Raw genomic sequence first — 14,875 nt, 5'->3', positions numbered from 1 at the left:
TTGACGGCCGCTATCGATGGTCTATTCTCATTCCTGGTCATGGTGGGGCTCCATTGGGGTTGGCGACTTTGAACATCACCAGCCTGCCATGGCCGCTCAAATCCTCAATGGATTTTGCAGAACATCCCGCACACTACCTCGTGACGGTTCAGCCAAGCATGGCAGCGATCTCCGATGGGGTGGCTTCGCTCAGGAGTTCCCAATCATATTTGAAACCATCAATCTCTACAGTGCCGCTGCGGCCGGGTGTTTGAAAAATATCATACCCTCAGCATGTCAGCAGCTTTACTCCATCCATGGCATCGCAGGTTTTCTCGACGCCCTCAGTCGTCATTCTGAGCGAATGGAGGGTGGAGTGAGGGTTTATTTTAATCGCCCAACCAACCGGATATAATCTCGCCCTTATGCCCTTCGGGCGCTAACGCTGCGCGCAGAGCCTCCAACAGTGGCGGGAGTGCCTGTGTGAAAGCGTAGGGCGGATTGACGATATAGAGGCCCGCGCCGTTGTAGATTCCGGGTTGCTCGCTATCGTATAGCCAATGCTCCACCAGCAGCAATTTCGGGATGCCCAGCTTGCGTAGCTGCTGCTTCCACCGCCAATGCGTGGCGCTGTCTTTCAGCGGATACCAGATCACCGTCACGCCATGCGCCCATTTGCGGTAAGCGGCGGCGAGGGTGGCGGTGATGCGGGCGCGTTCGTCCGGCTGTTCGTAGGGCGGGTCGACCACCACCACGCCGCGCGCGGTGCGGGGCGGCAGCATAGCCAGCCAGAGTTCGTAGGCGTCGCGTTGATGCACGGCCGCGCCGGTATCCCGTATCGCGCCGCGCAGCGCGTAAGCGTCTTCCGGGTGCTTTTCGTTCAGGATCAGGAAATCCTGCGGGCGCAAAAGCTGGGCCAGAAACCGCGGTGAGCCGGGGTACAGATGCGGCTCGTCACCCACATTCACCGCCCGTACGGCGGCGCGGTAATCGTCCAGCAAGGGGTTCGGATCGGCAAAGACCCGCAGCACGCCCTGCGTGGCTTCGCCGGTGCGTCGCGCTTCGTCGCCGCCAAGATCGTACAACCCGCAGCCGGCATGGGTGTCGATCAGGGTCAGCGGCCCCGGCTTGTGCTGCAAAGCCCGTACCAGGGCGATCAGCAGGCCGTGCTTTACGACATCGGCGCTATTGCCAGCATGGAAGGAATGGCGATAATTCATGGTGGTTCAAAATCCTGACGGCCTGCCTTTAGACGAGCTGCCGGACCTTCTGCAAAGCGAAGTTATGGCCGTACCGCTATTGTTGGGCGCGCAAACCGAGCGCGAGGCGATTGAAGCAACCAACCCGGTGCTCGCATAGGGGCGGGCGAAAACCTTCAAAGCGCTTTAGCGCAAGGCTCCAAGCCCACTTTAGGGTGTGTGGGGATTCAGATCAGGGCGCGGCGAAAATAGTGGATTCGAGAATCTCGAAACGAGGCACGTGACTCGTTTCTACGCAGCATACTTCAGTAAGTGAGCACCGGAAGCACGGAAATTGAAGCGAGTCAGGTGTCTCGCTTCAACCATTTGCAGGCCGCCACGGGCTGAATGTCGATCGGTCCTAGGTCGGAACCAGCCTCGCGCATTCTTTGCCATGTTCCGCGACAAGGCGCATCGGCCGGCCGCCAGCGCAGAGGCGGTCGACGGAAATGCTCTTCCAGCCCGAGGGGAGCACGACCGCGCGCCGCGCCCACGCGGCAGGCTTCTCTCCCGTTATCTCCAGTCCCGGCAATCCCATGAGCATCGTCATCAGCATCCCGCCGATATTGGCCATGAATGGACCTGCCGGAACCTTTGAATCGGGATGATCTTCCCTATATTCCAAGCATTGGTGGAAGCGTCCCTTGTCATAAGCGGCATAGCCTTCCTCGAACAATGCGAGCGCCAGGCCTCTGTCTCCGGCCATGGCGGCCCAGGCTGGATAGAAGGCAGGCAGCATGGGCGATCCGACATAGTCGCGCCAGCGCGCAAGGAAGAAGTCCAGCGTCGCCTTCCTTTCCCGATCGGACGCGGGATAATGCATCGGAAACAGCCCGGCCAGCGACGACGGCGTCGCGCCTTTCTCCTCATCGACGCGGAAATCCCGGTGCGGGGCGATCACGCCGTCGCTCCGCACCGGCAACCGAATGCGATCCAGCAGCCTGTGCCATGACGCAGGCACCTCGGCATCGATCGACTTCGCCAGACGGATCGCGCGGCGCAGCAAGTCGCAGGCAGTCATCAGCGTGAAGCTGTCATTGTCCGGCGGATCGGGAACCTCGGCCGGACCGGTCGCGCGCAGCAGATTCGCCCCGCGATCGGTCATCGATATGCGAGCCGCAAGCCAGTCGGCCACGCCGGACAGGATCGGCCAGCCTTGGGCCCGCAAATAGCGACTGTCCCCTGTGACATCGGCGTGCAAGGCAAAGGCGCGGGCGACATGCAGAGACACATGCGCAGCGTTGGCCGCCGCAGGAGCGGCGCCAGGGGTCGCCTCCTCCCCCGAACGGGGCGCCGCCTGCCAGGGAAAGCGCATGCCATCATGACCGTCGAGCTTCGCATAAGCCCTGGCCGCATCGACATGCCGTGCGCGAAAGTCGAGCAGACTCTGCGCCGCTCCCGGCTGGACCAACAACAAGGGCGGGACGCAGAAGGCGTCGATGTCCCACATCACATGGCCGTAATAATAATTATAGCCGGGCCAGCTCGCGAGGCCGAACATGGATGTCGCGGCCGGGGATGATCTGTGCGCCGAACTGTTGAGGTAGAAGAAGCCCGCGTCGATGAGCCGCTGATGATCGCTGCTTGCGCCTTCGACGAGGATGCGCCCCTGCCATATTTCCTGCCAATGTTCGCGATTGAGCGCCCGCAGCCTGTCGAATCCCAAGGCGAGACCCTTCGCCAGACGGCGGACCGCTTCCTCGTCCGGCTGATGATGCACGATGGACGGGATCATTGCGGAAACCTGTTGCAAGCGGGCGGGCCTGCCTCGCTTCAGCTTAACCCGATATTCCTTGATGAGCGGCCCCGAACCATGTTTCTGCCGAAATTGCGGTTGCTCCTCCGCACTCCTGCACTCGCTGGAAAAGGCGATGCCGCAGCTACTCATTCCCCCTTCGGGAATCCAGAGCAGGGCGCCGTCTCCCGCCTGCGCTTCCGCGCCGATCATTCGCCTGGCGGCGTGTCCTCGCACATTTGCGGTCCCTATTGTCGCGCGCAGCCTCACCTGACAGGCAGACTCGGAGGTTAATTCGACCTGTTGAAGGACGAGTGCGGGATCGCTACGGCTGGCAAAGGTCGTGATCCGCGCAAGAAGCGAGTGTTCGCCGACCCGGAACCGAAAGCTGCTGGAAAGTTCGCCGGCAGAAAAGTCGTAGCTCTGCTCCAACTCGCTGACGGCCCACGGCTGCTCGGACAGCCACGCTTCGCCGATGCCGATGTCGCCGCAGAGCGGATAGGGCACCGGGATCGCCGCTTCCAGGAGCTCCTCAGCGTGAAGGCCGACCACGCCGTTCAGGATCGCCGAACCCGGCAGGATCGGCACTTCGCATATCCGAAGACCGACAAGCCCGTTGCCGACATAGGCAGGCAGATCTTTGTTCCGCGCGCCACGAACCGGAAGAGGACTGGATGGTGAAACCATCCCGCTCAAAAGGCGCGGGGACAAAGTTTGTTCCTCACGAGCAGGCTTATCTGGATCAGTGTCGCGCGCATTGCCGGAAATCTCACTGATGCAAATCAGTCCACGCTCATTTGCGCGGAACATAGGCCGGGCTGCGCGCTTTCTCGCTCCAACGGCGCCGGAGCGGCGCATCCCCTTGATAGCCCTGATGTTGATCGAGATAAGGAGGAGTTCGCATGGCGCAGAAGATCGGTCAGGACAAGGGCGCGGCGGCGCAGGCCGGCACGTTTGAAACGGAGACCGGCTCTGGCGGTGAACTGCATCAACTGCCGGACGGCGGCAGCCCGGTCCTCACGACCCAGCAAGGCGTCCCAGTCGCGGACGACCAGAACAGCCTGCGCGCTGGCGAGCGTGGTCCGACGCTGCTGGAGGATTTCCACTTCCGCGAGAAAATCTTCCATTTCGACCATGAGCGCATTCCTGAGCGCGTGGTTCATGCACGCGGCTTCGGCGTGCATGGCACCTTCACGCTGACGGAGAGCCTGGAAGAGTTCACTACCGCCAAAATCCTGACCGAAGTGGGCGAAAGGACGCCGATGTTCGTCCGCTTCTCGACCGTTGCCGGTAACAAGGGCTCGTTCGACCTGGCCCGCGACGTGCGCGGCTTCGCCGCCAAATTCTACACGAAGGAAGGCAATTGGGACATTGTCGCCAATAATATTCCGGTCTTCTTCATCCAGGACGCGATCAAGTTCCCCGATCTGGTCCATGCGGCCAAGCAGGAACCGGATCGCGGCTTCCCGCAGGCGCAGACCGCGCATGACAATTTCTGGGACTTCATCGGCCTGACGCCGGAATCCATGCACATGATCATGTGGACGATGTCGGATCGCGCGATCCCGCGCTCCTATCGCTTCATGGAAGGCTTTGGCGTCCACAGCTTTCGCCTCATCAACGCAGAGGGGAAGGCCGTCTTCGTCAAATTTCACTTCAAGCCCAGACAGGGCCTGCAATCGGTGCTGTGGAACGAAGCGGTCAAGATCAACGGTGCCGATCCCGACTTCCATCGCCGCGACCTGTGGGATGCGATCGATCTCGGCAGCCCGCCCGAATGGGATTTCGGCGTCCAGATCTTCGATGACGACTTCGCCGACAGTTTCGAGTTCGACGTGCTCGATCCGACCAAGATCATCCCGGAGGAACAGGTCCCGGTCCGCATCGTCGGCCGCTTCGTCCTCGACAACCGTGTCGACAATTTCTTCGCCGAGACCGAGCAGGTCGCCTTCTGCACGCAAAATGTGGTGCCGGGCATCGGCTTTTCCAATGACCCGCTGCTTCAGGGGCGCAACTTCTCCTATCTGGATACCCAGTTGAAGCGCCTCGGCAGTCCGAATTTCACCCATATCCCGATCAACGCGCCCAAGGGATGCCCCTTCCACAATTTCCAGCAGGACGGCCATATGGCGATGCGCAACCCGAAAGGGCGCGTAAATTATGAGCCCAATAGCTGGGCGGCGGGGGAAAATAATCCGCGCGCCGACCCGAACACCGGTTATCGCCATTTCGCGGAAGAGGTGAATGGCCGCAAGGCGCAGATCCGCTCCGAGACCTTCGCGGATCATTATAGCCAGGCGCGGCAATTCTTCATCAGCCAGACGCCCATCGAACAGAAGCATATCGGCGACGCGCTGGTATTCGAACTGTCGAAATGCGAGCGGATCGACATTCGCGAACGGATCGTCGGCCACCTGCGCCATATCGATCAAACGCTGGCGACGGTGGTCGCGGACGGCCTGGGCCTGCCCGCCCTACCTGAACCCGTGCAGGCGGCTGTGCCCGCGCGCACCGATCTTCCACCCTCGCCTGCGCTCAGCATCGTGGCGCGTGGACCGGAAAGCTTTGCTGGCCGCAAACTGGGCATATTGGTCAGTGACGAGGCGCCGGCAAAGCTGCTCAAGGCGCTGGTCGCGGGCGTGAAGGCCGCCGGCGCCGTCTATGAAATCATCGCGCCGAAAATTGCCGGTGCGACGCTGGACGACGGCAGCCAGGTGGAGGCCAAGCAGAAGATCGATGGTGGCCCTTCGGTCTTGTACGATGCGGTCGTCCTGCTGCTGGCCCCCGATGGCGCGGCGCAACTCGCGCTGGACAAGACCGCCAAGGATTTTGTGAGCGACGCTTATGCCCATGCCAAGTTCATCGGCTACATCGAGGACGCGTTGCCGCTGATCGACGCGGCAGGCATCGGCGAAGCGGACATGGACGAAGGCTTGATCCTTCTTTCCAATGCCGAAACCATCGCCAGCTTCCTCAAGACCTGCGGCGCACTGCGTCTGTGGGAGCGCAAATATAAGGTGGATCTGGACGCGGCGGGCTTCCTTGCCGCGCAGCCCAAAATAGCGCCACCCAAACAGCCGGGAGCCTGACAACCACCCAACGATAAAGGAGCCTGTCCATGTCCGTACTGGATAAAGTGATCGCAGCGGTGACGCCGCCGGAAAGCGCGGAAACGCGCATCAAGGCAAGGGAAGAGGCGCGTCGGACCGCCATGAGCGGCGACTGGCTCGACCAGATCCTGACCCATCATGAGCAGATCGACGCCGCGTTCGACAGAGCGGAGGCAGCGACCGATGCGGGCGAGCGCACGACCGCGCTCAAGGAACTCGGCGCATTGCTGACCGGCCATTCGATGGCGGAGGAAGCGGTCGTCTATCCGCAACTGTCGCACGATCACAAAGGCCCGATGGGCATGAGCTATCAGGAGCAGCAGGCCGCCAAGGTACAGGTCGCGTTGCTGGAGGAACTCGATCCTCTCTCGCAGGACTGGACCGACAAGCTCGATCATCTGCGGGGCGCGGTCGCGCACCACATCTATGAGGAGGAAGGCAGCCGCTTCCTCAAGCTGCATGAGGAACTGCCGCCCGACGTTCAGGCCCGGATGACGCAGCGCTATCGCGAAGAGACGAAGCGCTACAGCACCGGCCTGGCCTGAACCGGTAAATAGGAAAATCGTCATGACCGCCGCAGGGCGCGTCAGGGCAACCGGAGAAACCATGATGCGCAAATCCCTGTTGATAGTCCTGCTCCTGCCCGCGGCGGCAAGCTGCGCTCCGTCGGATCAGGCCGATTCGGGCGATTCCACCTTCGCGCCCAGCAACATGTCCGCCGGCACCGTGCCCGACGGCGTTCCCGGAGAAGGCGCGGGCAGCGCCATGACTGACGGCGAAACCAGCACGCGGGGGGCGGTGTCGGCTTCCGAGAGCCCCTCCTCCACGCCGGGTTCTTCCGCGACGGGGTCGGCAACGCAAAATGGTTCAGGGCGATAGCCGCCTTCGACAGTCCAAGGAGAGCGACATGCAAGAAGACAGACAAAATGGCGGATCATCCGAAGACCCTGTAGAGGGCCGCAATGACGTCCCTCCGCCCGAACAGGGATCGCCCGGCGGAAAAACCAGCGACGCCGACGACGAAGCGGCGGAAAATGTCGAAAAGGGCGAAGGCAAGGATCCCAACCCGCTGGCACCTCCCATCAACACCAAAGCCGGAAGCTGAGAATGAGGGAGGTGGAGAGCCTCGGCAGCGTGGGCAAATTCAAGACTCGCCGGGCTGAGTGATTGGGTGGAAAGCGGACCTATCCTATTCCTCCCCATCGGGAGATGGGGAGGGGGACCGCGCGAAGCGTGGTGGAGGGGAATGGGGCACAACCTCCGAATCTTCCCCTCCACCACGCTTCGCGCGGTCCCCCTCCCCACGCTGCGCGTAGGGAGGATTAAGCGTCCGCTCCTGGCCATTTCCAGACATTCTGATCTGTCGACGCTGCCTAGGCAGGCACGGATCATTGCCCCGCCGAGACCGATCTGGCGGTGGGACCGAACTTCCCGTCCAGCGCCTCCGCCTGTTTGCGATGGGCAGCTATCATCGGAACGGCCTCCGCCGCGATCTTCCGAAGGGCCGCATAGTCGCCGCCCTTGGCATAGCTGCTCTGAAGGTTGAACGCCTCCTGATGCGCCGCCGCCTGCTGGCCGACATAGACGCTGTCGAACTCCTGGTCCCCGGCTCCGTTCAGGTCACCCAGCATCGCCCGGCGGCGCGGATCGATATTCTGCGGGATGGCGATATTGACTGGATTATTCGCCACGAATTGCTTGAGCCGCTCGCTGCTCTTCCTGTGATCCTCTACCATCATTTGGGCAAATGCCTTGACCTCCGGAGCGCGGGCGCGAACCATGGCGATCTTGCCCGCCTCCATCTCATACATGTCACTGATCGCCGCCTGCGGAATGTAGAAGGTGGTGGTCACCGCATCGTCGGGGCTGGAGACGCCCTCCGGCTTCGGCCCTTCATAATGTTTGGCGACGGTCGCGCTGCCGTTGGCCGGACCGGCATCATTGGGCACGCCGTCGGTCTGGTCGCAACCCGCCACAACCAGCATGGCAAGGCAGGCGGGCAGGACCCGCTTTGGAAATGCGCCCGCGATCATGGCTGCGTTCCGTTGCCGCCGGTCCCCGGCGCGCCGATGCCGGGCATGGCATCGGCCCCGCCGCCATTCCCGGCCGCGTTGATCGCCTCCTGCTGATCGGTGCCGCCGGGCACTCGCCCATTTTCGTTGCGCGCCGCCGGACTGCAGGCGCCCAATAGCATGATGGACGCAAAGAGGATTGATGCGATGGATATCGGGTTGGACGGACTGGCCGGTCGCTGCATGAAGCACTCCTTTCGTGGGGTTTCCGATACAACGTCCCGTTCCGCGCAAGCGCCCCGCCCCTCCGGCAACCCTATGTTAGCGGCAGGGCGCTTTTCCGCGCCTTCACGCAAGGGCAACATGCCGCCACCGGCATAGCGCACTTTATCGCTCATGAACTGCGCGATCGAAGGCGTCAGCCGGCCGATGAAAGAGGCTGTGCCAGCGGCCGCGATGGCGCGGCGGGCGCCACAGGCCCGGCTGCGGCCTTCGCCATCCGGCGATAGGTCGCCAGCGCCTGCCCCACCACCTGGTCCATATTATAATAGCGGTAGGTGGCGAGCCGCCCGACGAAGGTGACGTCGGACTGCACCATGGCCAGCGCCTCGTAGCGCTTGAAAAGTTGCTGGTTTTCCGACCGGGGTATCGGATAATAGGGGTCACCCTCCGCAGCGGGATATTCGTAGGTGATGCTGGTCCCCGCCACCTTCTGACCGGTCAGATGCTTATATTCGGTGATGCGCGTATAGGGCACGCCCGGCGCGGGATAGTTCACCACGGCGACGGGCTGAAACCGGTCGACGTCCAGGCTGACATGCCGGAAATCGAGCGAACGATAGGGCAATTTGCCGAAACGATAGCCGAAATATTCGTCGATCGGCCCAGTGAACACCAGATGGTCGTGCGGATAGGCGTCGCGCGCCTCGCAATAATCGACACCCAGCAGTACATCGATATTGGGATGATCCAGCATGCGTTCGAACATGCGGGTATAACCTTCCAGGGGCATCGCCTGGAACCTGTCGGTGAAATAGCGATCATCGACATTGGTGCGCGTCGGCACCCGCGCCGTCACCGCCTTGTCCAGTTCCGACGGGTCCAGCCCCCATTGCTTGCGGGTATAATCGCGGAAGAATGTTTCGTAGAGCGTCCGGCCGATGGCGGAGATCACGACATCTTCCGAAGTCCGCACCACCGCGACCGGTTCGGCTTGCGCCGTCAGGAACGCCGCCGCTTCCTCCTCCGTCCGCAGGTTCAGGCCATAAAGGCTGTTCAGCGTCGTCCGGTTGATCGGCATGGGCACCAGCAGGTCGCCCACCGCCGCCAGCACGCGATGCTCATAGGGCCGCCATTGCGTGAAGCGGGACAGATAATCGAATATCTCCTGCGAATTGGTGTGGAAGATATGCGGTCCATAACGGTGGATAAGGACGCCCGCCCCGTCCATCTCATCATAGGCATTGCCGCCGATATGGGACCGGCGGTCCACCAGCAGCACCTTCTTGTCCCCGTCGGCGGCAAGCCTTTCGGCCATGACCGCCCCGGCGAAACCCGCGCCCACGACCATCACGTCATAATGGTGCGGCCCCTCGCTCTTCCAGTTGGTGGGGGAAACGATGGGATGGGAATGAACGCCGCGCGACATCGCGTCGCGGATCAACCGGCTCATCTGCTGGAAACTCCTGTCCCAGGACATGCCCGCCAGCATCTTGTCCGCCTCCGCCAGCCAGCTTCCGCCCGAAGCGGACAGCGCCAGCGCCTCGTCGCAGGCGCGGATGAAGGCGTCGCCCGGCTCTGCGACGCGGACCGCTTCGATCTGGCCATATTGCCGAACCACGTCGGCGATGGGCGTGGACACGACGGGCCTGCCCGCCGCCAGATATTCCGGCGTCTTGGTGGGGCTGATGAAGCGCGTAGCATCGTTGATCGCGAAGGGCATCAGCGCCACGTCCCATCCCGCGACGCAGGCCGGCAATTCCTCATAGGATCGGCCGCCGGTGAAGTGCAGATTGTCCCGGCGCGGCAGGTCCGCCTCGCCGATCTTCACCACCGGACCGACAATCTCCACATCCCAGTCGGGCCGCGCATCGGCCAGCATGGCGAGCAGTTCGACATCCATGCGTTCGTCGACCACGCCGTAGAAGCCCAGGCGGGGCCTGCCCCCGTGCCGCCCCGGCTGCGACGACCGCGCCTTGGCGAAATGCGCCGCGTCCACGCTGGAGGGAAAGGGATAGACATGGCCATGCCTATCCTTCTTCGCTTCGTACAGGCTGTATCCGCCGGTGAACACAAGGTCCGCCTGCGACAGCAATCGCTGCTCCAGCGGCAGCAGTTCGGGCGGCGCGCCCTTGAAATTGGCCAGTTCGTCCATGCAGTCATAGACGATGCAGTCCGCCATGACATGGTCCGAAAAGGGCAGCATCATCGGCGTGTAATACCAGCGGACGAAAGGCCCCTCCTCGCCCGCCAGAAGCAGGTCGAGCAGGGCCTTCAGCCTTTCCCGATCCCCGCCGCGATCCCCTTCGGGAAGCTGCGGCGTGATGACCGTCATCCCGGTCGCCGCGCATGTCTCCACATGCAGGCCTGGCTGTTCCAGACCGGCGATATGGCAGGGTTCTTCCCAGAACAGGACGCGGGATCGCGCCGCGAACCGGCTCATCAGATGCTGGGGGCGCTGAAATACGAAGTTCCAGCGAAGATGGCTGAAACATATGACCGTATGCGTATCACCGACCTCTATCGATCCAGACTCATGCCAAGGAAAAAACTGGTCCTGGACCATATAGAAAAACCTTTCTGCCGGATGAACATTGCAATAACCGCATGCCATTCGGTCCAGTTCCTGCGCCTGCACTGATCCAGATTGCGACAATGTCGCTATTTCATCCTTTCACTTGATCGAAGTTTCCCGACGCGAAATATTCGACGCGCACCATCCTGTGGGAAAAGGGGAACGACCATGCCGCCGCAACTTTGGGGAGGCCTGGAATGCACCGTCAACCGGGTGCACGACCGTTATCGCGATCAGATCCGGGCGACCGGCCATCATGACAGGCCGGACGATCTGGACCTGCTTTCCGACACCGGCATCTGCGCCCTGCGCTACCCGATCCTCTGGGAAAGGATCAGCCCCGACGATCCGGCCCGATGTGACTGGGACTGGACCGACCAACGGCTGGGCCGCCTCCGCCAGCTCGGCATCGGGGTCATTGCGGGTCTCGTCCACCATGGCAGCGGTCCGGCCTATACCAGCCTGGTCGACTCCGGTTTTGCGCCCGGCCTTGCCCGGCATGCGGCGGCCGCGGCGCATCGCTATCCGTGGGTCATGGACTGGACCCCGGTCAACGAACCGCTGACCACCGCCCGCTTCTCCGCCCTGTACGGCCATTGGCATCCGCACCAACGGTCGGAACGAACCTTCTGGCTGGCCCTGCTGAACCAGATCGACGCCACGCGCCTGTCCATGCAGGCGATCCGGCGCGTCAATCCCGCCGCCCGCCTGATCCAGACCGACGATCTCGGCCGCACCTATGCCACGGCGGCGCTGCGCGACCAGGCGGCGTTCGACAATCTGCGGCGCTGGGCGAGCTGGGATCTTCTCTGCGGCCGGATCGGCCAGGATCATCCGCTCTGGGACCGCCTCTCGGCCTTCGGCTTCCAGGACCGGCTCCGCGCCATCGCGGACGATCCCTGCCCGCCCGCCATCATCGGCATCAACCATTATCTGACAAGCGACCGTTTCCTCGACCATCGGCTGCAACGCTATCCCCCGCACAGCCACGGCGGCAGCGAAAGCCAGCTCTACGCCGATGTGGAGGCGCTCCGCGTGCTGGAGCCACCGCCCCAGGGGCTGGAAGGCGCCCTGCGGGAGGCATGGGCCCGCTATCGCATACCCCTCGCCATCACGGAGGTTCATAATGGCTGCACCCGGGAGGAGCAGATGCGATGGGCCGCCCAGGCCTGGGACATGGCCGAACGGCTCTGCGCGGACGATATCCCCGTCGAAGCCGTGACCCTATGGTCGCTGCTGGGCAGTTCCGGTTGGAACACCCTTCTCACCGGGGAGGGCGCGTATGAACCCGGTCTGTGGGACGTCAGCGGCGGCGCGCCCCGCGCCACGGCGCTGCTGCCGCTGGCCCAGGCGCTCTCCCGTCCGCAGGATCGCCCGCTGCTGGCGGGGGGCGCAGGCTGGTGGCAGCGTCCGGTGCGCATCGGCCATCCGCCCGTCACCCGTCCCGCCCCGATGAAGGCGCATCTCGCGGTAAGCCAGCCGCGCTTTTCCGCCCCGCCCCTGCTGATATGCGGCGCGACCGGAACGCTGGGTCAGGCCATGGCCCGCGCCTGCGCCCTTCGCAATATCCCCTTCCTGCTGACCTCCCGCCGCGACCTAGACCTGTCGGCGCCGTCGCGCATGGCGGAAAGGATCGAACACATCGCCCCCTGGGCGGTGGTGAACGCGGCGGGCTGGGTACGGGTGGACGAGGCGGAGGCCGCCCCGGACCCCTGCATGACCGTCAACGCCCAAGGCGCGATCGCCCTGGCCCGCGTCTGTCAGGATCGCGGCATCCCCACCCTCTCCTTCTCCAGCGATCTGGTTTTCGATGGGCAAAAGGACAGGCCCTATGTGGAGGACGACCCGACCGGCCCGCTCAACCGCTACGGCCTTAGCAAGGCGGAAATGGAGCGGGGCATCGGCGCGCTGGCCGGACGCCATCTGATCGTGCGCACCGCCGCCTTCTTCTCCCCCCATGACGAATTCAACTTCGCCGCCGACGTGGTCAGATCGCTGGCGCAGGGCGGCCATTTCGTCGCGGCGGACGACCTGGTCGTGACGCCCACCTATGTCCCGCATCTGGTCGCGACCGCGCTGGACCTGCTGATCGACGGGGAGGTGGGCTTGTGGCATCTCACCAGCGGAACGCCCCTTTCCTGGTCGGATTTCGCCCGGCGGATCGCGGCGAGATGCGGCCATGATCCGGCGCGCATCCGCGCAGTGCCGCATCGCTCGCTATGCTGGGCGGCGGAACGGCCCGCCTATGCCGCCCTCGCCACCCGGCGCGGGGCCGCCCTTCCCCCGCTCGCCGCCGCGCTGGATCAATTCACGCTTCATTTGCCGCCGCATTGGGCTCGGCAGGCAGCATGATCGTTGGAAACCAATTGTCATAGCATTTCGAACATGGCCCACACCAAGGCGATCCGCTCCACGTCCCGATAGGCGGGCTGCTCCAGTTCCTCCCCGAATATGTCCGGGTCCACCTCGCTATAGCGCAAGGCGCAACCATGCTCGCGGGCCAGCATCGACAGCCTCTCGCGCAACGCATCCGCGCCCTCTACGATGGCGCTGCCTGAATAAAGCAGGAAACGCCCCCCTCCATTCCGGCGCGGCAAGGCCTCCCGCGTCATGTGCAGGGCCACGGCAGCGCCATGCATGTCTCCGCCATCGCGATAGGCGCGCCCCATTCCGTCGGCAATATAGGGCGGATTGGCGACGATCAGATCGAACCGCCCCTCCCGCGGGTCCAGTCGATCCCCCAGCGCCTGCCGGGCCTCTATCCCGGCCAGCCCCGCGTTGATCCGCGCAAAGCGAAGCGCCGCCGGGTTGACGTCGGTCATGAGGATGCGCGCATCCGGACGAAGACGGGCCAGCGTCACCGCGCCCACGCCCGCCCCGGTTCCCATATCCGCGATCCGGGAACCGGGCGAAACCGGGATCAGCGAAAGTTGCTGCCGGATCATCTCCGCGAAACGATAGCTGTCGGGGCCGAAGAAAACGGCGTCCCGCGCCCTGGTGGGATAGCCGGAGTGAAGGAACAAATCCCCGCCCAGCGACGAAACGCGCACCCGGCTCTTGATTGCGTCGCCCGCGGCCTCCACCATGTCCGCCCTTCGCAGCAGATCCATCATGGGCGCGGGAAGCAGGCCGGGATGAAAGGACAGGTTCCATCCAAACACGTCGCGCAAAGTCCGCGCAGGAGAGGAGCCTGTTCTCCTCAAGATCCGCGCATGGGTAAGCGGCGTCGGGGCGACGAATGCATAATTCTGCCCCTTCAGCCAAAGCAGCAGGTTGTGCAGCGCTTCATCCCGACCGGCCGGATCGCGCCGCAATTCCGCCTCCACCGCTATGTCCAGTGGTGACATCGCCGCTAGTCCGGCCGTGCCGCCACGGGGCAGCGACGGTTCAGATCGAAGACATCGTCCTGGCTCAGCACATGCAGCCGCACGTCATGCATGGACAATGTCCGCTCCGGGCTGGCCTCCGCGATGTTGGAATGGGTGACGCGGGAACCGTCGACGATATAGACCGCGCCCGATCCCAGCACCCGGAAACGATGCCCCTCGACGATGATCGCCCAGGATGCTTGCCGGGCAACCCGCCGGTCGAGGTGCCGGACGCGATATGGCCCTGCGCGTCGATGGCGACGCAGCCGACGGTATCATGCGCCTTGGCATATTCGGACGCCATGCGGCCGGGCGCGATCATCCCGGCCGGATCGCACAGCGCCATGCCTTGTCCCGCGGCGAACCGCTCCGCCCCCTCGGCGGCCAGCAGCACGGGCCGCGCCGGAAGGATCATGCGCGCGGCGACGATGGGATTGCGGATTCGCCGCACCCCCACGCGCAAAGGAGCAAAATCCGGCGATCTCCAGGCATGGGGGCGTTCGAACGGCATCACCGAACTGGCCATTCCCCGCGACATTCGCGAAGTCGATGCGCTCCCGGTGCTTGGCACAGGCAAGCTGGATTATGTGACAATGGGGGCATTGGCAGTTGCATGAATTTCGTCCTCTCGCTCCCCGG

Annotated in this window: 16 protein-coding genes and 1 pseudogene; 8 read left to right on the top strand and 9 right to left on the bottom strand. The window is 63.7% G+C overall.

The window, feature by feature from the left end; translation table 11 throughout:
* Positions 1-254 (top strand): hypothetical protein (locus BV95_RS24460; protein WP_214442613.1); only part of this gene is annotated, 254 nt, incomplete at its 5' end.
* A gap of 114 nt (positions 255-368) precedes the next feature.
* Here BV95_RS24460 and BV95_RS16430 read toward each other — a convergent pair.
* Positions 369-1,199 (bottom strand): 23S rRNA (adenine(2030)-N(6))-methyltransferase RlmJ, encoded by an 831-nt coding sequence (locus BV95_RS16430; protein ID WP_037454331.1) that lies wholly within the window; start codon positions 1,197-1,199, stop codon positions 369-371.
* Between BV95_RS16430 and BV95_RS23845 the strand changes: the two genes are divergently transcribed.
* Positions 1,198-1,338: a hypothetical protein gene (locus BV95_RS23845; protein WP_156028694.1), complete on the top strand. Its 141-nt coding sequence runs from the start codon at positions 1,198-1,200 to the stop codon at positions 1,336-1,338. The genes BV95_RS16430 and BV95_RS23845 overlap by 2 nt on opposite strands.
* A 240-nt stretch (positions 1,339-1,578) precedes the next feature.
* Here the strand turns inward: BV95_RS23845 and BV95_RS16425 are convergent, their stop codons facing one another.
* Positions 1,579-3,639 carry a glycoside hydrolase family 65 protein gene (locus BV95_RS16425; RefSeq protein ID WP_037454328.1) on the bottom strand — a complete coding sequence of 687 codons (2,061 nt, stop codon included), beginning with the start codon at positions 3,637-3,639 and terminating at the stop codon, positions 1,579-1,581.
* A 215-nt stretch (positions 3,640-3,854) separates the two neighbouring features.
* Between BV95_RS16425 and BV95_RS16420 the strand changes: the two genes are divergently transcribed.
* Positions 3,855-6,041 carry a catalase gene (locus BV95_RS16420; protein ID WP_037454326.1) on the top strand — a complete coding sequence of 729 codons (2,187 nt, stop codon included), beginning with the start codon at positions 3,855-3,857 and terminating at the stop codon, positions 6,039-6,041.
* A gap of 29 nt (positions 6,042-6,070) precedes the next feature.
* On the top strand, positions 6,071-6,607 hold the full coding sequence (locus BV95_RS16415; RefSeq protein ID WP_037454324.1) for a hemerythrin domain-containing protein: 537 nt from the start codon (positions 6,071-6,073) through the stop codon (positions 6,605-6,607).
* Between the two features lie 126 nt (positions 6,608-6,733).
* On the opposite strand, the gene BV95_RS24455 is transcribed toward BV95_RS16415, so the two are convergent.
* Positions 6,734-6,889, bottom strand: coding sequence for a hypothetical protein (locus BV95_RS24455; RefSeq protein WP_156028692.1), 156 nt, complete (start codon positions 6,887-6,889; stop codon positions 6,734-6,736).
* Between the two features lie 80 nt (positions 6,890-6,969).
* Between BV95_RS24455 and BV95_RS16405 the strand changes: the two genes are divergently transcribed.
* Positions 6,970-7,167, top strand: a complete 198-nt coding sequence (locus BV95_RS16405) for a hypothetical protein (protein ID WP_037454321.1) — start codon at positions 6,970-6,972, stop codon at positions 7,165-7,167.
* 283 nt (positions 7,168-7,450) lie between these two features.
* On the opposite strand, the gene BV95_RS16400 is transcribed toward BV95_RS16405, so the two are convergent.
* From BV95_RS16400 to glf, 3 genes are all read right to left on the bottom strand, one after another.
* Entirely contained in the window at positions 7,451-8,095 is a 645-nt protein-coding gene (locus BV95_RS16400) for a DUF4142 domain-containing protein (protein WP_037454319.1), read from the bottom strand.
* Positions 8,092-8,319: a hypothetical protein gene (locus BV95_RS16395; RefSeq protein ID WP_037454318.1), complete on the bottom strand. Its 228-nt coding sequence runs from the start codon at positions 8,317-8,319 to the stop codon at positions 8,092-8,094. The genes BV95_RS16400 and BV95_RS16395 overlap by 4 nt, the downstream gene beginning before the upstream one ends.
* Positions 8,320-8,492: 173 nt before the next feature.
* Entirely contained in the window at positions 8,493-10,736 is a 2,244-nt protein-coding gene (gene glf / locus BV95_RS16390) for a UDP-galactopyranose mutase (RefSeq protein ID WP_037454360.1), read from the bottom strand.
* Between glf and BV95_RS24605 the strand changes: the two genes are divergently transcribed.
* Together BV95_RS24605 and BV95_RS16385 are read left to right on the top strand one after the other, a co-directional pair.
* A complete protein-coding gene (locus BV95_RS24605) occupies positions 10,653-10,934 on the top strand; it encodes a hypothetical protein (protein WP_234703214.1) in 282 nt (93 codons plus the stop codon). The genes glf and BV95_RS24605 overlap by 84 nt on opposite strands.
* A gap of 102 nt (positions 10,935-11,036) precedes the next feature.
* A complete protein-coding gene (locus tag BV95_RS16385; RefSeq protein ID WP_037454316.1) occupies positions 11,037-13,220 on the top strand; it encodes an SDR family oxidoreductase in 2,184 nt (727 codons plus the stop codon).
* Between the two features lie 17 nt (positions 13,221-13,237).
* Here BV95_RS16385 and BV95_RS16380 read toward each other — a convergent pair whose 3' ends face one another.
* From BV95_RS16380 to BV95_RS24950, 3 genes and pseudogenes are all read right to left on the bottom strand, one after another.
* The gene (locus BV95_RS16380) at positions 13,238-14,215 is read right to left on the bottom strand and encodes a methyltransferase (RefSeq protein WP_051749823.1); all 978 of its coding nucleotides are present in this window, start codon (positions 14,213-14,215) and stop codon (positions 13,238-13,240) included.
* Positions 14,216-14,220: 5 nt separating this feature from the next.
* Complete coding sequence (locus tag BV95_RS24955; protein WP_322788226.1) at positions 14,221-14,397, bottom strand: hypothetical protein; 177 nt, start codon at positions 14,395-14,397, stop codon at positions 14,221-14,223.
* A gap of 41 nt (positions 14,398-14,438) precedes the next feature.
* A pseudogene (locus BV95_RS24950) lies at positions 14,439-14,540 on the bottom strand (isoaspartyl peptidase/L-asparaginase); the annotation flags it as partial.
* On the opposite strand from BV95_RS24950, the gene BV95_RS24595 reads away from it, so the two are divergent.
* Positions 14,521-14,853 (top strand): hypothetical protein, encoded by a 333-nt coding sequence (locus tag BV95_RS24595; RefSeq protein WP_234703217.1) that lies wholly within the window; start codon positions 14,521-14,523, stop codon positions 14,851-14,853. The pseudogene BV95_RS24950 and the gene BV95_RS24595 overlap by 20 nt on opposite strands.
* Positions 14,854-14,875: the final 22 nt, after the last annotated feature.

The organism is Sphingobium chlorophenolicum, from assembly GCF_000722875.1.
Classification (GTDB): domain Bacteria; phylum Pseudomonadota; class Alphaproteobacteria; order Sphingomonadales; family Sphingomonadaceae; genus Sphingobium; species Sphingobium chlorophenolicum.
The sequence above is the reverse complement of the archived record's forward strand: the minus strand, read 5'-3'. Positions and strand labels throughout refer to the sequence as shown.